Raw genomic sequence first — 21,132 nt, forward strand, 5'->3', positions numbered from 1 at the left:
ACCGGGATGCCGGTCTACTTCTGCGACCCGCACGCACCCTGGCAACGCGGCTCCAACGAGAACACCAACGGCCTGCTGCGCCAGTACTTCCCCAAAAGCACCGACCTCGCCGTCCACGCCGCCGGGCACCTCGACGCCGTCGCGATCGAACTCAACGACCGCCCCCGCCAGACCCTCGACTGGGAAAGCCCCGCCGAACGCATGACACACTTACTCAACACCGCCCATCAACAGCAGTGTTGCAACGACCGCTAGAAACCGCCGGAAGGGCGGGGGCTCAGCCGACGTCGGAGGCAATCGTCAGCAGGTCCGTCGCCCCCTCCGCAAGAAGCCGGCGGAAGTCGGCGTTCTCATCAGCCACCCACCGCGCACTAGCCAACCGCAGCACAGCCAACCCGACATCCGTCGCCAGCCGCGCCGTCTGCGGGTCGCAGCCCCGCTCCGCCAACGCCGACACCAGCGCCGCCGACAGGTTCGTCGCCTTGATCAGCTCGCGTTCCCGCAACGGCGGGTTCGCCGCGACCACCGCCGCTCGCTCGCGGAGGAAAGCGCGTGGCCGGAACACCTCCGGTGCGCTCGCGAACGCCGCCAGCAGCGTCGGCAACGCACCCGTCCCCGCGGGAACCGCCGCGATCTCGGCGGTGAACCGTGAGACCAGCTCGTCGTCGCCGAACAGGACCTCGCGCTTGTCGCTGAACCAGCGGTAGAACGACCTCTCCGTGAGATTCGCGCGCCGCGCGATCTGGGCGACCGTTGTGCGGTCGTAGCCCTGCTCGGTGAACAGGTCCAGGGCCGCCTGCTCGAGCCGGCCGCGTGCGTTGCCTTCCCAGCGAGCCATACCCGCCAGCTTAGCGACAGCAGATGCTGTCGTCACTCTGGTAGCGTGAGTGACGACAGCATCTGTTGTCATCACTTCCTGAGGAGACTCCATGCGCACCCTCCGGTTCCACGAGTACGGCGCTCCGCTCGGCGTCCTGACCCTCGAAGAAGCCGAGCCACCCACCCCTGGACCAGGCCAGATCCGGGTCGACGTCCAGGCCTGCGGGCTCAACCCGGCCGACTGGGCCCTCTGCGACCAGCTCTTCGCCGGCGACCTGCCACGCGGCGTCGGGCTCGAGGTGGCCGGCACGGTCGACGCCCTCGGTGACGGCGTGACCGGCATCGAGATCGGTGCCGACGTCCTCGGCCCGGCGCCCTTCACCGGCCCGACCGCCGGAGCCTCCGGCCAAGCGCTCCTCGAAGTCTGGTTCGAGCGACCCCCGCAGCTTGACCCGGTACGAGCCGCGGCCCTGCCGATGGCCGTCGAGACGGCTTACCGGGGCGTGGACACCCTCGGCGTGCACGCGGGCGCGACCGTCCTCGTCCACGGCGCGGGCACGACCGTCGGCTACGCCGCGACGCAGATCGCCGTCGGACGCGGGGCCCGCGTCATCGCCACCGCCGGGGAAACCCATGCCGACGCCTTGCGCGCGATCGGCGCCGAAGTCACCGGGTACGGCGACGGCATGGCCGAGCGCGTCCGGGAACTCGCGGGCGGGCCGGTGGATCTCGCCCTCGACGCCGCGCCGGTCAGCGGCGCGCTGCCGCGGCTCGTGGCCACGGTCGAGACGCCGAAGCATGTGCTGACCCTCAGCGACTTCGCCGCGGCACGCGAGCTGGGCGTGCGGTTCAGCGGTCCCGGTGGGGAAGGCGTGGTGCGCCCCGAAGTGATCGGCGAGTACGCGCAATTGGCCGCCGAAGGGCGCTTCTCCGTCCCCGTGGCACGCACGTTCCCGCTCGAAGACTGGCGTGCGGCCGTCGAGCTGAGCCAGTCGGGACGCGCCCGCGGCAAGCTCGTCCTGGTGCTCTAACCGGTTTCGGCGACGATCCGGGATTCGCCGTCGCGAAGCTCTTCTTGCTTCCACCCAGCCGGGAGCCGAACGTCCTTTTCGGACCGGACGCGCGTGTTGTACAGCGAAACCGAGTCCGGCAGCGACGCGAACCGCAAGTCGGTCTGGCCCTCGAAGCGCGTCCGCCGCAGGTCGATTTCGCAGGTCACGGCCACGCCGGTGAACTCGGCGTCCTTCTCGAACTTCGCGTCCTTGAAGGTCGTCCTCCCGGCGAACGTCGTGTCCGTGAACTCGACGCCCTCGGCGAAAGTCGTTCCGCTGAACCACGCGTGACTTTCGAAAACCGCGCCACGGCACCGGAAGTAGCCCAGCAACCGGCCCGAACCGGTGCCCGCGGCGGTGAAGTAGACCCGGCCCTTGAAGCGGCAGCCGCTGAGGTTGGTGCTGCTGCGCAAGGAAGCGCGCCGCAGCAGGAGTCCGCCGACGAGCTTGCCGGAAAGGTCGAAGTACTCCAGCGTCGCGCTGGTCAGGTCGAGGTCGTACGCGGGGCCGTCGGCGTCCCGCGCCGGCAGGAGCTCGGTGATCAGCCGCTGCGCCGTGAGCCGGACCGTGAGCTCGCGCTCCCGGTCCGGATCCGGTTCCGGCTTGACGTCTTCCTCGACGTCGAAGGGCCGTCGCAGGTATGAACACAGCACGTCCAGCACGGTCTGCGTGTACGCCGGCCGGCTGCGCGCCAGCCCCGCCAACGCGTGCATCGCTCCCACGCGCACCTGGTCGGCCGCGTGCCCGAGCAGCTCGACCGCCTTCGCGAACCGCTCGTCGGCCACCCGTTCGCGGTCCAGCTCGGCGCGCTGCGACTCGAGTTCGTGCCGCTGCCGCTCGATGTCCTGGCGGCGTTCCTCGACCCGGCGGCGCCGGTCGTTCAGCCACAGCGCGTACAGCGCCACGATCGCGCCGCCGGCGAGGCCGCCGGTCTTCAGCGCGTCACTGCGGCTGGTGGCGGGGTCGGCCAGCAACCAGCCGCCCACCCCCGCCAGCAGCACCACCGACGCGAGGAACGTCCACGCCAGCGGCGATCGCCACAGCTTCACCGGGTCAGGACACCAGCATCGTGCTGACGCAGAAGCCCTTGTCGTCGAAGTTCGTCGCGCTCAGCGTGCCCTTGACGTTCTTGCCCGCGGACGTCCCGGTGACCTGGCCCTCGACGAGGAACTCGTCGTCCGGCACCTCGCCGAGCTCCAGCTGCAGCGGCGGCTTGAGGAACGTCTTGAGCCACGAGTCGAGCAGGTCCTTGGAGTCCGAGCAGCCCAGCGCGAGCGCGCTGGCGGTGTCGCCCGCGTTCAGCTTGTCGATGAAGCCCTGCAGCACCACCTTGGCGCCCGCGCCCGAACCACTCGGCGAAGACGGCTTCGTGGTCGGCGTGGTCGACTTCCGCGGGGTCGTCTTCGGCGTCGACGGCTTGGCGGACGTGCTCGACGCCGGCGGAGCCGCGGTGTTGTTGTCCTTCGACAGGAAGAAACCGGGCGCGACGAAACCGGTGATGCCCACGGCGGCGAGCAGGACGACCACGGCACCGATGGCGATCCACAGCCCGGTCTTGCCCTGCTTCGGCGGCGCCGGCGGCCCGCCGAAGCCCTGGCCGTAGCCCCCGGACTGGTCCCAGCCCGACATCTGGCCACCCTGGTTCGGGTCCCAGGCCTGCTGGCCGTACTGCTGCGCGTTCGGGTCCGCCCACGCCTGCTGCTGCTGGGCGTTCGGGTCACCCCACTGCGGCGGCTGGCCCGCCGGGAACCCGCCCGACGGGTAGCCCTGCTGCTGCTGGTTCGGGTCCCAGCCCTGCGGGTACTGCTGCGTCGGGTACGGCTGCTGCTGTTGCTGCTGGTTGGGGTCCCACCCACCCTGCTGCGGGTACGGCTGCTGGAAGCCACCGGACTGGGGCTGCTGGCCGTACGGGTCGGGCTGGCCGGGCTGGCCCGGCTGAGGCGGGTAAGTCATCTTTCATGCCTTCCGGGCGCTGGGTGTTCGTGCGCTTCCGACGTCCGCAAGGCCCGTGTGGTTCCCCCAGGACGTGGTGAGCAGCATTCTGCAAGCTCGGACGGTACGGCATGAAACCGGCTCCCGGGCGCGACGACGCGAAACTGCGTTTCGGGGGTTCCGGGTGGCGGAGCCCCCGGCCCGGGGCGGAGCCCCGGTTGTCACAGTCGTCACGATCCGGGAGCCGGGGTGCGGGTCAGCCGTTGGCGAGGGCCTGGAGCCGGTCGTAGGCACCGTTGAAGGTGTCCTGGTCGAGCGGGCTCGAGGTGTACTGCCAGACGGTGTAGAAGCCCCAGTTGTAGGGCAGGGTGCCGACCGACGACGCGTACCGCGCGACCCACAGCGGGGCCGTGCTGGAGAAGTCACCGCTCACGCAGCTGCTCCACCAGCTCGTCGACGTGTAGATCACCGGGTAGCGGCCGGTGAGGGAGTGGTAGGTGTCGTGGAAGTCGAGGATCCACGACGTCATCCCGGCCTTGGTCAGCCCGTAGCAGGTCGCGCCGTACGGGTTGTACTCCATGTCCAGCGCCCCGGGCAGCGTCCTGCCGTCCTTCGACCAGCCGCCGCCGTGGGCGACGAAGTACCGCGCCTGTGCCGCGCCGCTCGCCGTGTTCGGGGTCGCGAAGTGGTAGGCGCCGCGGATGAAGCCCTGGTTGTAGGAGCCGTTGTACTGCTGGGCGAAGTACGGGTTCGTGTAGCTGGTGCTCTCCGTGGCCTTGGTCCAGACGAACCGCTTGCCCTGGTTCCACCAGCTCGCCCAGTCGACGTTGCCCTGGTAGCTCGCGACGTCCATGCCGGCCACGGTGGCCAGCACCTGGCCCGGGATGGCCTGGCCGGGCTGCGGCTGCTGCGCCGCCTTCTGCGTGTCCGGGGTCGACTTGTCACCTTCGACGCGCCGGATCTGCGACCCCAGTTCGTGGTTGTGCTGTGCGATGTCCGCGTTGATCGCGGCCACGGGGTCGACTTCGGGGGAGAAGGTCGTCGCCTGGGCGGTGCTGCCGAGCAGGAGCAGCGTGGCCGGGACGACCAGGGCGGCGATCAGCCGCCCTCTTCGGGAAGTGGACATCGTTGAATCCCTTCACAGATACCCTCGCTGAGGACGGCTTACTGCAGGTAGCCGCCCGTGCACGATTGTGAGGACGAGATGCCCGTTTGTCACTCAGTTCCGTGAAATTGGGTATACGCGTGGGTGATTTTCCCGGGAAGTCGATCTTCAATTGGTGACTGGTTAACACCTATTACTCGACCGGTGGGCCGTTCAGCCCAGCGCGAGGGCCTGCAACCGGTCGGCCGGGCCGTTGAACCAGTTCTGGTCGCCGGGCAGGGAACCGCGGTCGGCGAACTGCCAGATCGTGTGGATGCTCCAGCCGGCGGGCAGCTCGCCGATAAACGTGTTGTAGCGGGCGATCCACAACGGATTCCCGCCGAAACCGCCGTTGTTCGCGGTGCAGCGCTTCCACCAGCTCGTCGACGTGTAGATCGTCGGGTAGCGGCCGGTGGCCGCGCGGTAGGTCTCGGAAAAGTCGCTGATCCAGCGGACCATCCCGGCGGCGTCCTTGCCGTAGCAGGTTTCGCCGTACGGGTTGTACTCCGCGTCGAGCGCGCCGGGCAGGGTCCGGCCGTCGGCCGACCAGCCGCCGCCGTGGGCGAGGAAGTACCGCGCCTGCGACGCGCCGTCGGAGACGTCCGGCCGGGCGAAGTGGTAGGCGCCGCGGATCAGGCCGGCTTCGTAGGACCCGTTGTACTGCTGGGCGAACTGCGGGTTGACGAACCCGGTGCCCTCGGTCGCCTTGACGTAGACGAACTTCGCGCCCGTCCGCGCGGCCCCGGGCCAGTCGACCGGGCCTTGGTGGCCGCTGACGTCGTGCCCGAGCTGCTGGTCGTCGGTCGCGTACTGGACGCCGGGTGCCGCATCGACGCCTTCGACCTTGGCGATCTGCGAACCGGCGTAGTGGTCCTCGGCGTCCGCGTAGATGTCCGCGGCCGTCGCCGGCGCCTGTCCGGCGACGAGCAGGACGGCGGCGGCCAGGGGTAGCAGTAGACGGTTCACCCTCATGCTCCCCACCGGTCTCGTGAGTCTTTTCCAGCCTCACCATGCACCCGAGTCGCCGGATCGGCGACTCGGGTGGTCACCCGATGGAGTTAAAACCGCAGGTCAGCGCTGTTCGTCGGCCAGCGCCTTCAGCAGGTGCTCGGCCGGGACGACGGCCGTGATCAGGTCGTGCGGGTTGATCGCGACGGGGTGCCCGCCGAGCAGGCTGACGATGTCGCGGCCGACCACGGCGCGGGCGTGCGGCCACTCGCGCGGCACCAGCGCCTTGCGGGTGTAGGCCGGCACCATGACCCGGCCGTCGGTGTTGTGGAAGCCGATCACGGTGCGCTGCACCGGTGACATGGCGTAGACGAACAGCGTCGAGTCGAGGACGACCTTCGGCAGGTCCGACGGCGGCCGGTGCTCGGTGCGGACGAGCTGCAGCAGCTGCTCGAGGTCGTTCGACGGCTCCGGGAAGCCGAGCGCCTTGGGCGAGGGCCGGTAGCGGTCGTTGGGGTGGAAGTCGGCGACGACGTCGCCCGCGCCGTTCACCGGGTAGGCCCCGACGACCGCCCACGACGGCACCGGGCCGTTCGGGTCGAAGGCCTCGTCGATGACGTAGAGCCAGCTGTCGGGGTTGGCGCGGGCGTTCGCCCGCATCTCCGCGGTGATCTCGGGTGTGCCGTGCTTGCCGGAGCGCCTGGCCTGCTGACCGCCGCGCCGCGCGGCCCGGTTGTGCTTGCTGTGCTTGCCGGGGCGATCGGGCCCGCTTCCGGTGGGCTGCTGCGAAACCATCCGATCCGCCTCGTCCCGCTGCGCCATCTCATCCCCACGTTCTCGGGTGTGCCTGAAAACTCTTGGTGCGCCACTCTACTGTTTGCCCATGGCCTCTTCGCGTTCGGTCGACCCCGGACAGTTACGTGCGGCGGTGCTGGCGATTTCCGCGTGGCTGCAAGGCGACGCGCCGGATCCGGCGCGACCGGAGCTGGCCGCGGCGGTCCGGCTCAGCCTGCGCGCGCTCGCGGCCGACGCGCCGGGCCGCACGGTCGAGGTCCGCGTGCCGCCGTTCGCGGCGGTGCAGTGCGTGGACGGCCCGCGGCACACCCGCGGCACGCCGCCGAACGTGATCGAGACCGACCCGCGCACGTGGCTGGAACTGGCCACCGGCCGGCTGGACTGGACCACGGCGGTGGCGGACGGCCGGGTGTCCGCGTCGGGCACCCGGGCCGACCTTTCCCACTGGCTCCCCATCGTCCGCCTGTGACGGACGGGGTGCCTACGGCTTGCGGCCGACGCCGCCGGAGATGGTCCGCTGCGCGACGTTGAGCTCCTTGAGCCGCGGGCCGTCCGGCCACCAGTCGGCGCACAGCGTCACGCCGGGATCGACCATTTCGAGGCCGGCGAACAGCCCCTCGATCTCCTTCTGCGTCCGGAACGTGCCGGATCCCATCGGGCTGTGCAGGAAGAAGTCCTCCATGCGGCGCGCGGTCGCGGAGTCCTCGTTCTCGGGGTCGGAGAAGTGGCTGAGCCCGACGAAGGAGCCGGACGGCAGCGCGTCGACGTACTCCCGCATGATCTCGGCCGGCCGGTCGTGGTCGCCCTTGAAGTGGTGCAGGGTGCCCATCTGCAGCAGTACGAGCGGCTGCGTGAAGTCGATGTGCTCGCGGACGACCTCGTTCTGGAGGATCCGCTGCGGCTCGAAGATGTCCTCCGCGACGAAGTGGGTGTGCTCGTTCTCTTCGAGCAGCGCGCGGCCGTGGGCGAGGACCACGGGGTCGTTGTCGACGTAGACGACCTTGGTCTCCGGGTTGATCCGCTGGACGACCTGGTGGGTGTTCTCGGCGGTCGGGAGGCCGGAGCCGAGGTCGAGGAACTGCGTGATGCCGGTCTGGCTGGCGAGGAACCGGCACGCCCGGATGAGGAAACCACGGTTTTCGAACGCGAGGTCCTGTGCCTCCGGCGCGGCCTGCTGCACCTTGTGCAGGACCTCCCGGTCGATCTCGTAGTTGTCCTTCCCGAGCAGGAAGGCGTCGTACACGCGCGCGATGCTCGCTCGGGTCGGGTCGACCCCCACGGGAACTCGTTCGGTCCGGGTCGCGGCGTCGGGCATGTTGAACCTCGCAAGTTCTGTGTCGAAAGTCTCGTACTCTACGTAGAGTAGGCCGACGCGCGCATGGGGTAAACCGGGTCACCTCTTTGCGCAGGACGGGTTAACGTGTACTTTCGGTAGTCGGGCTAGAACCCCCTGGTGACGTGAGCGCGGAAGGTCCGGTAATGAACGCGGTGAACGCGTCCGCAGGAGAACAGAACATCGGCCCCACTGCGCGCCGCATGATCCTGGGCTCGCAGCTGAGGCGGCTCCGTGAAGAGGCCGGCATCACCCGCCAGCAGGCCGGGTACAACATCCGCGGGTCCGAATCGAAGATCAGCCGCCTGGAACTGGGCCGGGTCGGCTTCAAGGAACGCGACGTCACCGACCTGCTGACGATGTACGGCGTCGAGGACTCGACCGAGCGCCAGACGTTCCTCGAGATGGTCAAGCAGTCGAACGAGCCGGGCTGGTGGCGGCGCTTCGGCGACACGATGCCGAACTGGTTCACCGACCTCGTCGGCCTCGAAGAAGCCGCCGCGCGAATCCAGATCTGGGAGCCGCTGTACGTCTCGGGGCTGCTGCAGATCGAGGGGTACGCGCGGGCGATCTTCAGCCACGGCCGCCCGGAGATGGCCGACGAGCGCGTCGACCAGCTGGTCGCGCTGCGCATGCGCCGGCAGAAGATGTTCAGCAGGCCGGACGCGCCCCGGGTGTGGATGGTGCTCGACGAGTCCGTCCTGTACCGGCCGATCGGCGGGATGCGGGTGCTCAAGCAGCAGATCGAATACCTGCTGGAGATGAGCGCGCTGCCGCACGTATCGGTCCAGGTCCTGCCGTACACGCGCAGCGGGCTGTCCGCGGAGCACGCGTTCTCGCTGCTGAGGTTCGGCGAACCGGAACTGCCGAACATCGCGTACGTCGAGTACCTGACCGGCGCGCACTACATCGAGAAGCGCGAAGAAATCGAGAAGTACAGCCGCTCGCTGGACATGCTGGCGGTCGACGCCGAGACGCCGGAGCGGAGCCGCGCCCTGCTGGCGAAGCGGCGCGCGGAGATCTGAGAACGTCCCTGGTGAACCGGCTCGCCGGGGCCGACGTGTGTCCGGTGAATGGTCACCGTCGGTTTCCGCGGCCCGCTGGTGGCTCTCGATCATGCCCCGATGAGCGGTAACTACTCGTAGTTGTTAACCCATTAGGGGCCCTAAGTATCACCCGTTAGGTTAACCGTGACCTGGTGATCTCTTACCGTCCGAGAACTTTGCAAGAAATTCTGCACGTGCATTTACCGTTGCAAGCACACGTGCTAGCCTCCGATACGCGGGCAAATGCACATGCAGATGCGCTGCCCGGAAGCTTTTCCGCATCGAGAGGTGGGACCATGGCTGAGCGATTCGAGAACGGCATCCCGGCCGATCGGCTGTCCGGGGCCGCATGGCGCAAGGCAAGCTACAGCGGTTCGGTCGGCAACTGCGTCGAGGTCGCACCGCTGGTCACCGGCGAGATCGCGATGCGCAACTCGCGCTTCCCGACCGGCCCGGCGCTCGTCTACACGCGCGCGGAGATGGCGGCCTTCCTGGCCGGCGCCAAGGACGGTGAGTTCGACGATGTCCTCGGCTGAGGCCGTCGCCCCCGTCTTCGACATCGAAACCGGACTGCAGGAACTGGTGGCTCGCGGCTACCAGTTCGTCCACCCCGCCGACGAGCGCGGTGAAGTGCTCGCCGTCGTCGGCGTGCGAGTGCACGATGACGTGGTGGACGTGGTCCGGCTCAATGCCGAAGACGACGTCGAGGCGACCCGGATGCCCGGCACCGAAGAGAACATCTTCGAACCGGAGCGCTGGTTGTGGCGCCGCCGCGGTGAAGGCGCCCAGGTGCTGACGGAGATCCTCGCGCTGCCGGATGCTTGCTAGACATGAAGACTTCAGGCCCTGTCCGAAGTGGTCAGTACCACGTCGGGCGGGGCCTGACTCATGTCCGCACCGTCTACACTGAAACCGGCCTGACCACGTCTTCCCAGGAGCTCCTCGGTGGTTTCCGACCCGCAAGTCGTGTCCGACCAGCCCGAACCGGAACCCCGTGAGGAGTGTGGCGTCTTCGGCGTCTGGGCTCCCGGGGAAGAAGTCGCGAAGCTGACCTACTACGGCCTCTACGCCCTGCAGCACCGGGGCCAGGAGGCCGCCGGCATCTCCGTCTCCGATGGCTCGCAGATCGTGGTCTTCAAGGACCTCGGCCTGGTCAGCCAGGTGTTCGACGAACAGATCCTGCAGTCGCTGCAGGGCCACATCGCCGTCGGGCACTGCCGGTACTCGACCACCGGCGCCACCATCTGGGAGAACGCCCAGCCGATCTTCCGCACCACGGAGACCGGCAGCGGCCTTTCCTTCGCGCACAACGGCAACCTCGTCAACACGGCGGAGCTGCGCGAGCGCACCATCGCCGCCGGGCTCAAGCCGCACGCGGGCCTGACCGGCTCGTCGAGCGACTCGGACCTGATCTGCGGCCTGCTCGCGGCGAACGCCGCCGACAAGGGCATCGAAGCCGCCGCGATGGAGCTGCTGCCCACGCTCAAGGGTGCCTTCTGCCTGGTCTTCGCCGATGAAAACACGCTTTACGCGGCGCGTGATCCGCACGGCGTGCACCCGCTCGTGCTCGGCCGGCTCGAGCGGGGCTGGGTCGTCTCGAGCGAGACGGCGGGCCTCGACATCGTGGGCGCGTCCTTCGTCCGCGAGGTCGAGCCCGGCGAGCTCATCGCCATCGACGCCGAGGGCCTGCGCTCCTCCCGGTTCGCGAGCCCGGACCCCAAGGGCTGCGTCTTCGAGTACGTCTACCTCGCCCGCCCCGACACCACGATCGCCGGCCGTGGCGTGCACGCCACCCGCGTCGAGATCGGCCGCCGCCTGGCGCACGAGCAGCCGGTCGAGGCCGACTTGGTGATGCCGGTGCCGGAGTCCGGCACACCGGCCGCCATCGGTTATGCCCAGGGCTCCGGCATCCCCTACGGCACAGGCCTGGTGAAGAACGCCTATGTCGGGCGCACGTTCATCCAGCCGTCGCAGACCATCCGCCAGCTGGGCATCCGGCTCAAGCTGAACCCGCTGCGCGACGTCATCCGCGGCAAGCGCTTGGTCGTGGTGGACGACTCCATCGTCCGCGGAAACACCCAGCGCGCGCTCGTCCGGATGCTGCGGGAGGCCGGCGCGCTCGAGGTGCACGTCCGGATCGCGTCGCCGCCCGTGCGCTGGCCGTGCTTCTACGGCATCGACTTCGCGTCGCGGGCCGAGCTCGTCGCGAACGGCGTCGACCTCGACGGCATCCGGCGCTCGATCGGAGCCGACTCCCTGGGCTACATTTCCCTGGACGGCCTGGTCGCGTCCACGGAACAGCCGAAATCGCGGCTGTGCACGGCGTGCTTCTCCGGCGAGTACCCCATCCCGCTGCCGGAGGACGCGCTGATCGGGAAGCACCTGCTCGAAAGCCTCGACTCGGTCAATGGCGCGGCGACCCCGGTCAGCTCCGCCGGGTACGGTGCCGAAGACGCCGTCCGGCGTCCCTAGCAGTTCCTTCCAGTAGGGAGTCCTTCCACCGTGAGCGAGTCCACGAGCGCCACGTACGCAGCCGCCGGGGTCAGCATCGACGCCGGCGACCAAGCCGTCGAGCTGCTCAAACCGCACGCCGAGCGGGCCACGCGCCCCGAGGTGATGGGTGGCGTCGGCGGTTTCGCCGGGCTCTTCTCCCTGAAGCTCGACAAGTGGAAGGAACCGGTGCTCGCGTCCTCGACCGACGGCGTCGGCACCAAGATCGCGGTCGCGCAGGCGCTGGACAAGCACGACACGGTCGGCATCGACCTGGTCGCCATGGTCGTCGACGACCTCGTCGTGACCGGCGCCGAGCCGCTGTTCCTGCAGGACTACATCGCCGTCGGCAAGGTGCACCCGGAGAAGATCGCCGCGCTGGTCGGCGGCATCGCCGAAGGCTGCGTCCAGGCCGGCTGCGCGCTGCTGGGCGGCGAGACCGCCGAGCACCCCGGCCTGATGGGCGAGCACGACTACGACATGTCGGCCACCGGCGTCGGCGTCGTCGAGGCGTCCCAGCTGCTCTCGCCGGAGAAGGTCCGCCCGGGCGACGTCGTGCTCGCGCTCGGCTCGTCGGGCCTGCACTCGAACGGCTACTCCCTGGCCCGGCACGTGCTGCTGGACATCGCGCGGATGCCGCTCGGCGGGCACGTCGAGGAGTTCGGCCGCACCCTCGGCGAGGAGCTGCTGGAGCCGACGCGGATCTACGCCAAGGACTGCCTGGCGCTCGCGGCCGAGACCGAGGTCCGGACGTTCGCGCACATCACCGGCGGTGGCCTGGAGGCGAACCTGGCCCGCGTCATGCCGCGTGGCCTGGTCGCCCGGCTCGAGCGCGGCACCTGGTCGCCGGCGTCGGTGTTCGCGCTGATCGGCCAGCGCGGCAAGGTCGAGCGGGCCGAGCTGGAGAAGACCTTCAACATGGGCGTCGGCATGGTCGCGATCGTCGGTGCCGAGGACGTCGACCGGGCGCTGGCCATGCTGACCGCGCGGCACGTGCCGGCGTGGGTGCTCGGCGACGTCCAGCCCGCCGACGACGTCGACGGCCCGCGCGCCGTCCTTTCGGGCGACCACCCGCGCTTCTGAAACGCGGTTGATCGCGGCTGTCACACTGGTGTCATGGCAGCCGGAGACGTGGTGATCGGCTCCCGGTTCACGATCCCGGGAGCCGAGCTGAACGAGCGCTTTTCGCGGTCGTCCGGCCCGGGCGGCCAGGGCGTCAACACCACGGATTCGCGGGTCGAGCTGTCCTTCGACGTCGCCGGTTCGCCGTCGATCCCGGAACACCTGCGGGACCGGGTACTGGCCGGGCTCGGCGCCCGGCTGGTCGACGGCGTCCTGACGATCGCGGCGAGCGAACACCGCTCCCAGCTGCAGAACCGTGAAGCCGCGCGCGGCCGCCTGACGAACCTGCTGCTCGACGCGTCGGCCCCGCCGCCGGCCAAGCGGCGCCCCACGAAGCCGTCTCGCGGTTCGAAGGAGCGCCGCCTGGCGTCGAAGAAGCGCCGGAGCGACGTGAAGCGTGGCCGCTCCGGCCGCTTGAACGACTAGCTCAAAGAGAGGTGCACGCACTCCCCGGCCGGTCGGTAGCCGACCCGGGCGTAGATGCGCTGGATCTCGCCGTCACCCGGGGTCAGGAACGCGGTGTGCGCGCCTTTCGTGAAGGCTTCCCTGGTCAGGAACGCCGTGATCGCCGCCGCGAGCCCGCGCCCGCGGTGGGTGCCGAGCACGCCGATGCCGGCGATCTCGGTGGTGCCGTCGACGATCTCGAGGGCGATACCGCCGCCGACGATCTCGCCGCTGACCAAGTGTTCTACGAGCGCCGACGTCGCCTTGCCCTGCATCGCCTTGTCGACGTCCTGGTCGGTGACCTCGCCCGGCTCGCCGTACGCGTGGTTCTGCGCCGTGCGCATCCGCCGGTGGTCCTCACGGGACACCGGTTCGCGGACGACGTAGCCGTCCGGCGCGGGCCGGTCGACCAGGCCGGCCGGCCCGCAGGTCATCAGCGCGACCCGCCGTTCGAGCCCGTACCCCGCGCCGACCAGGAGTTTCTCCAGGTCGGGGGCGACGTCGGTGAAGTACTCCAGCCGCGGGAGCAGGCTCCGCCGCCGGTACGCCGCGGTCAGCGCGTCGATCTCGGCCGCCGACGGCCGCGCGCCGTCGTCCGGGATCGCGTAGTTGAGCATCGGGTGCGGGGTGTCCGGCGAGTAGGTGGCCAGGAACGGCCCGATCCGCTCGGTCTCACGGCCGCGAGGCGCCGTCTTGCGGACATACGTCTGGATGGCAGACATTGCTGGTGGAGGCCCTTTCGAGAGCACGTCAAGGAACCGCAGCTCAGTGCGGGTGGTTCGCTGGGCGTCGGGCCTAGCGGAGGCCGACGCCGGAGGCGGCGCCAGGCATAGGCGGTCATTCCTTGACTCGAAAGGGACTCTTCCCGGCCATCTTGGCACGGCGGGCAACCGGTTTACTGCCGGTCGGGGTGCGCGATGGCCGCGTACCGCGTGTCCCAGACCGAGCGCGGGACCCGCATCCGGAGCGTCGGGGCCTCGCAGACCGTCCGGCGTTGCGCCGGGATGGCCACCGGCACCGGTGGTGGCGGATCGAGTGCCCGCCAGCCGCGGCGGCTCAGCGCCGCGCCGAGCGTCGCGCCGGCCGTGTTCAGCAGGACGTCGTCGGTCGAGGTCACCCGGCCGGTGTGGATCAGATATTGCGTACCTTCCACCAGCACTGATGCGACGAGCGCGGCCAGCGCGATCCGCAGCAGGGTGCGCAGGCGCCGCATCCTCAAGGGCAGCAACGCACCGAGCGGGCACAGCAGCAGGACGTTGCCGATCACCTGCCAGAGCGACCCGTCGTCGCCGAAGGCCGCGGTGATGTCGGCGCCGGGAACGAGGTCGAGCGTGCTCTCGCCGGAAGACCCGACGGGCATTGTGACCAGGCACAACACCAGGAATGCGACGAGGAACGCGGCGCTGTCGACGCCGGCCGTCGCGGTCGCGTAGCGGGCGGGAAGTCTTCGGCGGCGACGCGCGGCGAGCAGTGGCCAGCCGAGCAGCGCGTACGGCAGCGCGATGGCCGAAACCGGAATCATCCCCCAGAAGGCGCGCAGCAGGGTTTCCATGCGCCTCCCTTCTCGAATCCCCTCAAGAAACTTCGATGCGCGTTGGCCCTCCCAAGATCACCTTCGCATCACAAGATCACCTCGGCAGTCCGAGCGGACCGCACTATTCGGTGATCTTTCCGGTGGCGCGACGAAGGTTCCCGTGGTTCGGTCGGGAGGCGCACTGTCCACAGTGGAGCCTGTGGACAACCCTGTGGATGAATTCGGGGAGTTTGTGAGGAAGCCTTACTTCACAACGTAAACCCGCGATGTGAGCCTGTGTACTACTCGGCCAGCCGCCGGGCCTGCTCGAGGAGGTTCTGCAGGTGCAGACCACGGCGGACGTCGCAGGGGTGCGTCGTGGTGCCGCTGGCGATCATCGCCGCGAAGTCGTCCAGCAGGGCGGTGTAGGACTCCTGCGCCGAGCCCGGTTTGCGCCCGAGTGTCCGATAACCGTGCTGTCCCCAGACGGCGACCTCGACGACGGTCGGCTGCACCGGCAGCCGCAGCGACAGCGTCGCGGTGCTGACCACGCCGTTCTCGTGCGCCAGCATCAGGTGCCAGAGGTCGCCGGGGCTCTGCCGGGCCGCCACGACCTCGGTGATCGGGCCGAGCGCGGCGTCCAGCATGTCCAGCGCGTGCGGGCCGATGTCGAACAGCGCGCCGCCGTCGTCCTGACGCCACTCCGAGGCTGCGTACTGGCCGCCGAGCAGGGCGCCGGACAGCCAGCGCGCGCCGCCCCCGGCCCAGCCGCCCGCTTGGGCGAGCCCGGCGAGCCACTCCTGGGTCTGCGCCGAATACCGCAAGGTCAGCACGACGAGCGCGGCGACGTCAGCGGCCGCGACGGCGTCGGCCAGCCGCTGCGCACCGGCGAGGTCGGCGGCGATCGGCTTCTCGAGGATCAGGTGCTTCCCGGCTTCGGCCGCGCGCACGCCCAGCTCGGCCTGGATCGACGGCGGAACCGCCAGCGCGACTGCGTCGACCTGCTCGAACAGCTCTTCGACGGTGCTCGCGGTGGCCGCGCAGTGCGTGTCCGCAAGCGTTTGCGCGGCCTCGGGCCGCCGGGCCCAGACCGCGGTCAGCGCCGTGCCGGGGTGATCCGCCAGGCCGGGCGCGTGGATGGTCGTCGCCCACGGGCCGGCACCGATCAGGCCGACGCGCAGCTGTCCGTCCGCGATGAGCTGTCCCACGGCCCGCAGTCTAGGTGTGGTGCTCGTCGCGCCGGAACCGCGTCCGCCGCTGGTTAAGGTTCTTGCATGATCGCCGCGCGCTTCGCCCGTTTCTCCGCTGTCTGTGCCGTGCTGCTGGGCGCCTGCCTCGCCGGGGCCGCGCCCGCGTCGGCGACGGGGACCGCGGGCTCCTGCGCCGAGGGCGGCGGGGTCACGGTGGTCGTCGACTTCGGCGACCTGGGCCCGCAGCCGCTGATCCGCTGCGCCTCCGGCACGCCCGCGAACGGCATCGCGGCCCTGCAGGAGGCCGGCGTGGACGTCGCCGGTTCGCAGAAGTACGGCCTGGCCGTGGCCTGCCGGATCGACGGCAAGCCGGGGCCGGACGTCGAGTCGTGCGCGGGGATGCCGTCGGCGACGGCGTACTGGAGCTACTGGCACGCCTCGGCGGGTGGTCAGTGGGAGTCGAGCCAGGAGGGCGCGCAGACGTCCAAGCCGGTGTCCGGTGGCTTCGAGGGCTGGGCGTTCGCGCGGCCGAAGTCGGCGAACGACATGCCGGCGCCGCCGCGGGTGGCGCCGGTGCGGCAGGCTGCTTCGCCGGCTCCTGCTCCGGCGAGCGAGGGCAGCTCGTTCCCCTGGGGCCTGGTCATCGGGGCCGTCGTGATCGTGCTGGTCGGCGGTGCGGGCGTGGTCGTCGCGATGCGCCGCCGGCGTGCGCAGTAGGGCGCTGCACCCCGGCGCCTGGTGGGTCTGGGCGCTCGCGCTGGCCGTCGCGGCGAGCCGGACGACGAACCCGCTGCTGCTCGGCCTGGTCATCGCCGTCGCGGGGTTCGTCGTCGCGAACTGCCGGAGTGACGCGCCGTGGGCGCTGGCGTTCCGGCTGTACGCGTACGTCGGCGCGCTGATCGTCGCGTCCCGCGTGCTGTTCCGGATCCTGGTCGGCGGCGAGGACGGCGGCCACGTGCTCCTCGCGCTGCCGCGGATCCCGTTGACCGCCGGGTTGTCCCTGCTCGGGCCGACGTCGGCGGAGGCGCTGCTCGGCGGGTTCTACGACGGCCTGCGGCTGGCCACGATGGTCGTCTGCGTCGGTGCGGCGAACGCCCTGGCCAACCCGAAACGCCTGCTCAAGGCGGTTCCCGGGGCGCTGTACGAGGTGGGCACGGCGGTCACGGTCGCGCTGACGGTGGCGCCGCAGCTCGTCGAGAGCGTGCAGCGCGTGCGGCGGGCCCGGCGACTGCGGGCGGGGCGGACTCGCGGGCTGCGGGCGGTGAAGGGCATCGTGGTGCCGGTGCTGGAGGACGCGATGGACCGGTCGCTGCGGCTCGCGGCCGCGATGGACTCCCGGGGCTACGGGCGCCGGGCGTACCTGAGCCCCGGGGTGCGGGTGCTGATCGCTTCCTGCGTCCTGTTCGGGCTGGTCGGCGTGTGCGTCGGCGTCTACGGGGTGCTCGACGGGACGTCGTCGTGGCTCGGCGTGCCGCTGCTGGCCGTGGGGCTGGCGGTGGCCGTCGTGGGGTTCGTCGTCGGCGGGCGGCGCGTGCGGCGGACGGCGTACCGGCCGGACCCGTGGCGGTGGCCGGAGACGGTGGTCGTGCTCGCCGGGATCGGGTCGTGCGTTTCGCTCTTCGTTTCCGCGCAGATCGATCCGGCGAACCTGTACCCGTCGTTGAGCCCGTTGCGGTGGCCGGAGGTTTCCTTGGTCCACGTGGTGTCCCTGCTCGTCGCGGTGGTGCCCGCGTTCGTGGTGCCTGCTTCGCGGGAGGTCGTCCGATGATCGAGTTCTCGCGGGTCACGGTGACCTACCCGGACGCTGCACGGCCGGTGCTTTCGGACGTCTCACTGCTGGTCGAGGAGGGTGAGCTGTGCCTGGTAGCGGGGCCGACAGGGGCCGGCAAGTCGACTTTTCTCGGGGCGATCAACGGGCTCGTCCCGCACTTCACGGGCGGTCGTCTGGCCGGCCGGGTGCTGGTGGGCGGGCTGGACACGGCGTCTCATCCGCCGCGCGAGCTGGCTTCGGTCGTCGGGGTCGTCGGGCAGGACCCGCTTTCGGGGTTCGTGACCGACACCGTCGAGGAGGAGCTGGCGTATGCGATGGAGCAGCTCGCGGTGGCGCCGGACGTCATGCGCAAGCGCGTCGAGGAAACCCTTGACCTGCTGGGGATCGCGGAGCTGCGCAACCGTCCACTTCGGACTCTGTCGGGCGGGCAGCAGCAGCGCGTGGCGATCGGTTCGGTGCTGACGGCGCACCCTTCGGTCGTGGTGCTCGACGAACCGACGTCGGCGCTCGACCCGACGGCGGCCGAGGACGTGCTGGCGGCGATCACGCGGCTGGTGCACGACCTCGGGACGACGGTGGTCGTCGCGGAGCACCGGATGGAGCGGGTGGCGCAGTACGCGGACCGGGTGCTGTACGTGCCGGGCGACGGTTCGGTGCGGTCCGGCCCGCCATCGGAGATCTTGGCGACGTCGTCGATCGCGCCACCGATCGCCGAACTGGGGCGGCTGGCGGGGTGGTCGCCGCTGCCGTTGTCGGTGCGGGACGCTCGCCGGGTCGCGGGGCCCTTGCGGACCAGACTCTCGCTCGTCGATCGGAAATTGTCGGTGGTGGGTTCTACTCTCTCGGTGACCGGTCGAGCACTGGACGTGAGAGGGGTGGTGGTCCGATACGGCGATGTCCTGGCGGTGCGCGGGGTGGACCTGCGCGTCGGGCAGGGGGAAGTGGTCGCGCTGATGGGACGCAACGGCTCCGGCAAGTCGTCGCTTCTCTGGGCGGTGCAGGGCAGCGGTCCGAGGTCGGCGGGGAAGGTCGACGTCGGTGGCGCGGATCCGGCGTCGCTCAAGCCACGAGTGGCCCGTCAGCGCGTCGGACTGGTCCCGCAGACCCCGGCCGACCTGCTGTACCTCGATTCGGTGGACGCCGAGTGCGCACAGGCCGACACCGAATCGGAGGTCCCGGCAGGCACGGCCCGGGCCCTGCTGGACCGGCTCGCCCCCGGAATCGCCGGTGAAGCGCACCCCGGCGACCTCTCGGAGGGGCAGCGACTGGCGCTGGTGCTGGCGATCCAGCTGGCATCGGCCCCACCGGTCGTGCTGCTCGACGAGCCCACCCGCGGCTTGGACTACCACGCGAAGAGGCGTTTCGCGGAGACCCTGCGAGAGCTGGCCTCGCAGGGCCACGCGGTACTGCTGGCAACCCACGACGTCGAGTTCGTGGCCACGGTGGCGCACCGCGTGGTGGTCATGGCCGAGGGAGAGGTGGTCGCGGACGGCCCGACGAAGGAGGTGATCGTCGCGTCGCCGGCGTTCGCGCCGCAGGTGGCAAAGGTCCTGGCACCGGAGCGATGGCTGACGGTGGACGAGGTCGCGGAAGCGCTGGCATGAGGGGCCAGGCAGCTCGTCGGCAGAGGACGGCTGGGTTCGCGTGGCCCGGTGCGGCTCAGCGCCCCGGCGCGCCCGCTGGCGGTGTTTGGCCTGGCCGGCGTGGTGCCGGCTTGCGCCCCGTCTCGCTCGGCGAGCGGCGGGTTGGCGGTGGCTCGCCAGCCTCCGCAACCTGTCATCGGCAGCGCGGCCTCGCCCCGCTGCCGCCGCGCGCGGAGTCCGAGGCTTCGGCATGACCGACTTCCTCAACCCATCACCCCGCGCGGTCCGCGTCACCCTCCGGCCCGCGCTGGTCCTCGGCCTCGCGACCGTCCTCGGCCTCGCCATGTTCTGCTGGCCCCTCCTCGCGCACCCCGCGCCGAGCGAAGCCGCGCATACCGCCGATGCCCCGTTCGTGTTCATGGCGACCCTGCCGGTGCTGATCCTCGTTGTCCTCGCCGAGCTCTCCCGCGGGGGCATCGATGCCAAAGCGCTCGCCCTCCTCGGTGTGCTCTCGGCGGTCAATGCCGGGCTGCGGCCGCTCGGGGCCGGGACCGGGGGGATCGAGCTCGTCTTCTTCCTGCTCGTGCTCGCCGGGCGGGTGTTCGGGCCCGGCTTCGGGTTCGTGCTCGGTTCGACTTCGCTCTTCACGAGCGCCTTGCTCACCGCCGGCGTCGGGCCGTGGCTGCCGTTTCAGATGCTCGCGTCCTCGCTCATCGGGCTCGGTGCCGGGCTGCTGCCGCGGAAACCGCGCGGTAAGGCGGAAATCGCGCTGCTCGTGGCGTACGGCGTCTTCGCGGCCTACCTCTTCGGGCTCCTCATGAGCCTGTGGTCGTGGCCGTTCCTCGCCGGGACCGGCGTCGGCTCCACCGCGGGCCTCGGGTTCGTCCCCGGCGCGCCGCTGCTGGACAACCTCCACCGGTTCGCGGTCTTCACCGTCCTGACGTCGACCCTCGGCTGGGACACCGGCCGCGCGGTCACCAATGCCGTCGCGATCGTGCTGCTGGGGCCGGCCGTCCTGGCGGTGCTGCGGCGTGCCGCCAGGCGGGCGGCCTTCGATGCGCCCGTGAGCTTCGATCAGACCAGCGTGTCGTAGATGTCGACCAGCTCGGCGAACCGGGCGGCGTCCGGGACGTGGCTCGTGTCGAGGTCGAACACGCGGAACCGGTTGCCGGGCGTGGCCGCGTCGGCCTCGCGGATCATGCGGTCCTGCAGCTCCAGCGAGACGATCCGGTCACGCAGGTGCCGGACGTACACCCGCGGCACACGACCCCACCTGGTGCGGTCGCCGCGGGCCGGGGTCGCGCCCTTGCCGACGAGGTCGTCCGGGGCCATCGAGTTGAGGAACGCGTAGAACTCGGCGTCCGTGCCCTCCGCCAGGAAGGCCTCCTTCGCCGCCGTGAGCAGGTCCGGGTCGGCCGTGCGCCAGTTGAACCGGATCGCGCCGATCACCGACGGGTCCGCGGCGATGAACCCCAGCAGGTCGCCGACCCGGGACGACGCCGCCTCCGGGGTGGCCATGTACTCGTCCGGGGTGGCCAGGTCGACGCAGCAGAACGCCGTGTCGTAGACGAGGAGGTCGATCAGGTCCGGCACCGCGTCCGCGACCAGGCTGACCATCGCGCCGCCGATGCTGGCGCCGACCAGCACGACCGGCCCGTGCGCCGCAGCGCGGCGGACCACCTCGACCGTGGCCGCCACCTGGTCGGCGACCGTGACGCCCGCCAGCGCCGACGGTTCCGTCGCGAACGCCGCGAGGTCCTGGGGTGCCTGGTAAGAGCGCCGGTACTGCTGGCCGGGCTGGTCGACGCCGACACCGCGGTGCCCGCGCAGGACCAGCTCGTTCGGTGCGGCCGAGACGCCGTTGGCGCCGGCGGCGAAGACGAACGTGGCCACGCGATGAGAAGAAGACATTCCGCACACTAAAACGCCCGGCCGACGAGGGTGCCGGCC

General features: G+C 70.6%; 24 protein-coding genes. 13 read left to right on the forward strand and 11 right to left on the reverse strand.

What is annotated here, in order from left to right:
* A partial coding sequence (locus tag QQ657_RS38540; protein ID WP_284747280.1) for an IS30 family transposase occupies nt 1-255 on the forward strand: 255 nt, incomplete at its 5' end.
* Nucleotides 256-277: 22 nt separating this feature from the next.
* On the opposite strand, the gene QQ657_RS38545 is transcribed toward QQ657_RS38540, so the two are convergent.
* On the reverse strand, nt 278-838 hold the full coding sequence (locus QQ657_RS38545) for a TetR/AcrR family transcriptional regulator (protein ID WP_284747281.1): 561 nt from the start codon (nt 836-838) through the stop codon (nt 278-280).
* A gap of 91 nt (nt 839-929) precedes the next feature.
* Between QQ657_RS38545 and QQ657_RS38550 the strand changes: the two genes are divergently transcribed.
* Complete coding sequence (locus tag QQ657_RS38550; RefSeq protein ID WP_284747282.1) at nt 930-1,850, forward strand: NADP-dependent oxidoreductase; 921 nt, start codon at nt 930-932, stop codon at nt 1,848-1,850.
* On the opposite strand, the gene QQ657_RS38555 is transcribed toward QQ657_RS38550, so the two are convergent.
* The 5 genes from QQ657_RS38555 to QQ657_RS38575 form a co-directional block, all read right to left on the reverse strand.
* The gene (locus tag QQ657_RS38555; RefSeq protein WP_284747283.1) at nt 1,847-2,920 is read right to left on the reverse strand and encodes a pentapeptide repeat-containing protein; all 1,074 of its coding nucleotides are present in this window, start codon (nt 2,918-2,920) and stop codon (nt 1,847-1,849) included. The two genes, QQ657_RS38550 and QQ657_RS38555, sit on opposite strands and share 4 nt — an antisense overlap.
* A 4-nt stretch (nt 2,921-2,924) precedes the next feature.
* On the reverse strand, nt 2,925-3,824 hold the full coding sequence (locus tag QQ657_RS38560; protein WP_284747284.1) for a flagellar basal body-associated FliL family protein: 900 nt from the start codon (nt 3,822-3,824) through the stop codon (nt 2,925-2,927).
* A gap of 235 nt (nt 3,825-4,059) precedes the next feature.
* Complete coding sequence (locus QQ657_RS38565) at nt 4,060-4,929, reverse strand: lysozyme (RefSeq protein ID WP_284747285.1); 870 nt, start codon at nt 4,927-4,929, stop codon at nt 4,060-4,062.
* 192 nt (nt 4,930-5,121) lie between these two features.
* Nucleotides 5,122-5,919 carry a lysozyme gene (locus tag QQ657_RS38570; protein ID WP_284747286.1) on the reverse strand — a complete coding sequence of 266 codons (798 nt, stop codon included), beginning with the start codon at nt 5,917-5,919 and terminating at the stop codon, nt 5,122-5,124.
* 99 nt (nt 5,920-6,018) lie between these two features.
* Nucleotides 6,019-6,717 carry a type VII secretion system-associated protein gene (locus QQ657_RS38575; RefSeq protein ID WP_284747287.1) on the reverse strand — a complete coding sequence of 233 codons (699 nt, stop codon included), beginning with the start codon at nt 6,715-6,717 and terminating at the stop codon, nt 6,019-6,021.
* Nucleotides 6,718-6,778: 61 nt separating this feature from the next.
* Between QQ657_RS38575 and QQ657_RS38580 the strand changes: the two genes are divergently transcribed.
* The gene (locus QQ657_RS38580) at nt 6,779-7,159 is read left to right on the forward strand and encodes a sterol carrier family protein (protein ID WP_284747288.1); all 381 of its coding nucleotides are present in this window, start codon (nt 6,779-6,781) and stop codon (nt 7,157-7,159) included.
* A gap of 12 nt (nt 7,160-7,171) precedes the next feature.
* Here QQ657_RS38580 and QQ657_RS38585 read toward each other — a convergent pair whose 3' ends face one another.
* Nucleotides 7,172-7,969, reverse strand: a complete 798-nt coding sequence (locus QQ657_RS38585; RefSeq protein WP_284747418.1) for an SAM-dependent methyltransferase — start codon at nt 7,967-7,969, stop codon at nt 7,172-7,174.
* A gap of 200 nt (nt 7,970-8,169) precedes the next feature.
* Between QQ657_RS38585 and QQ657_RS38590 the strand changes: the two genes are divergently transcribed.
* The 6 genes from QQ657_RS38590 (at nt 8,170) to arfB (ending at nt 13,107) form a co-directional block, all read left to right on the forward strand.
* Nucleotides 8,170-9,048, forward strand: coding sequence for a Sco1979 family transcriptional regulator (locus QQ657_RS38590; RefSeq protein WP_284747289.1), 879 nt, complete (start codon nt 8,170-8,172; stop codon nt 9,046-9,048).
* Between the two features lie 317 nt (nt 9,049-9,365).
* Complete coding sequence (locus QQ657_RS38595; protein ID WP_284747290.1) at nt 9,366-9,605, forward strand: DUF397 domain-containing protein; 240 nt, start codon at nt 9,366-9,368, stop codon at nt 9,603-9,605.
* Nucleotides 9,592-9,897 (forward strand): hypothetical protein, encoded by a 306-nt coding sequence (locus QQ657_RS38600; RefSeq protein WP_284747291.1) that lies wholly within the window; start codon nt 9,592-9,594, stop codon nt 9,895-9,897. The genes QQ657_RS38595 and QQ657_RS38600 overlap by 14 nt, the downstream gene beginning before the upstream one ends.
* Nucleotides 9,898-10,014: 117 nt before the next feature.
* The gene (purF, locus tag QQ657_RS38605) at nt 10,015-11,541 is read left to right on the forward strand and encodes an amidophosphoribosyltransferase (RefSeq protein WP_284747292.1); all 1,527 of its coding nucleotides are present in this window, start codon (nt 10,015-10,017) and stop codon (nt 11,539-11,541) included.
* Between the two features lie 30 nt (nt 11,542-11,571).
* Entirely contained in the window at nt 11,572-12,642 is a 1,071-nt protein-coding gene (purM, locus tag QQ657_RS38610) for a phosphoribosylformylglycinamidine cyclo-ligase (RefSeq protein ID WP_284747293.1), read from the forward strand.
* Nucleotides 12,643-12,675: 33 nt separating this feature from the next.
* Entirely contained in the window at nt 12,676-13,107 is a 432-nt protein-coding gene (arfB, locus tag QQ657_RS38615) for an alternative ribosome rescue aminoacyl-tRNA hydrolase ArfB (RefSeq protein WP_284747294.1), read from the forward strand.
* On the opposite strand, the gene QQ657_RS38620 is transcribed toward arfB, so the two are convergent.
* The 3 genes from QQ657_RS38620 to QQ657_RS38630 form a co-directional block, all read right to left on the reverse strand.
* Nucleotides 13,104-13,847, reverse strand: coding sequence for a GNAT family N-acetyltransferase (locus QQ657_RS38620; RefSeq protein WP_284747295.1), 744 nt, complete (start codon nt 13,845-13,847; stop codon nt 13,104-13,106). The two genes, arfB and QQ657_RS38620, sit on opposite strands and share 4 nt — an antisense overlap.
* Nucleotides 13,848-14,020: 173 nt before the next feature.
* The gene (locus QQ657_RS38625) at nt 14,021-14,677 is read right to left on the reverse strand and encodes a VanZ family protein (protein WP_284747296.1); all 657 of its coding nucleotides are present in this window, start codon (nt 14,675-14,677) and stop codon (nt 14,021-14,023) included.
* A 263-nt stretch (nt 14,678-14,940) separates the two neighbouring features.
* Nucleotides 14,941-15,846: a Gfo/Idh/MocA family protein gene (locus QQ657_RS38630; protein ID WP_284747297.1), complete on the reverse strand. Its 906-nt coding sequence runs from the start codon at nt 15,844-15,846 to the stop codon at nt 14,941-14,943.
* Between the two features lie 66 nt (nt 15,847-15,912).
* Between QQ657_RS38630 and QQ657_RS38635 the strand changes: the two genes are divergently transcribed.
* The 4 genes from QQ657_RS38635 to QQ657_RS38650 all read left to right on the forward strand — a co-directional run bounded on the left by QQ657_RS38635 (nt 15,913) and on the right by QQ657_RS38650 (nt 20,275).
* The gene (locus QQ657_RS38635) at nt 15,913-16,545 is read left to right on the forward strand and encodes an SCO2322-related protein (RefSeq protein WP_284747298.1); all 633 of its coding nucleotides are present in this window, start codon (nt 15,913-15,915) and stop codon (nt 16,543-16,545) included.
* Nucleotides 16,535-17,596, forward strand: coding sequence for a CbiQ family ECF transporter T component (locus QQ657_RS38640; RefSeq protein WP_284747299.1), 1,062 nt, complete (start codon nt 16,535-16,537; stop codon nt 17,594-17,596). The genes QQ657_RS38635 and QQ657_RS38640 overlap by 11 nt, the downstream gene beginning before the upstream one ends.
* Entirely contained in the window at nt 17,593-19,203 is a 1,611-nt protein-coding gene (locus QQ657_RS38645; protein ID WP_284747300.1) for an ABC transporter ATP-binding protein, read from the forward strand. Before QQ657_RS38640 ends, QQ657_RS38645 begins: the two co-directional genes overlap by 4 nt.
* A gap of 229 nt (nt 19,204-19,432) precedes the next feature.
* A complete protein-coding gene (locus QQ657_RS38650; RefSeq protein ID WP_284747301.1) occupies nt 19,433-20,275 on the forward strand; it encodes an ECF transporter S component family protein in 843 nt (280 codons plus the stop codon).
* Here QQ657_RS38650 and QQ657_RS38655 read toward each other — a convergent pair.
* The gene (locus QQ657_RS38655) at nt 20,257-21,075 is read right to left on the reverse strand and encodes an alpha/beta fold hydrolase (protein WP_284747302.1); all 819 of its coding nucleotides are present in this window, start codon (nt 21,073-21,075) and stop codon (nt 20,257-20,259) included. The two genes, QQ657_RS38650 and QQ657_RS38655, sit on opposite strands and share 19 nt — an antisense overlap.
* Between the last annotated feature and the right edge of the window lie 57 nt (nt 21,076-21,132).

The sequence above is a fragment of the Amycolatopsis ponsaeliensis genome, assembly GCF_030182635.1.
Classification (GTDB): domain Bacteria; phylum Actinomycetota; class Actinomycetes; order Mycobacteriales; family Pseudonocardiaceae; genus Amycolatopsis; species Amycolatopsis ponsaeliensis.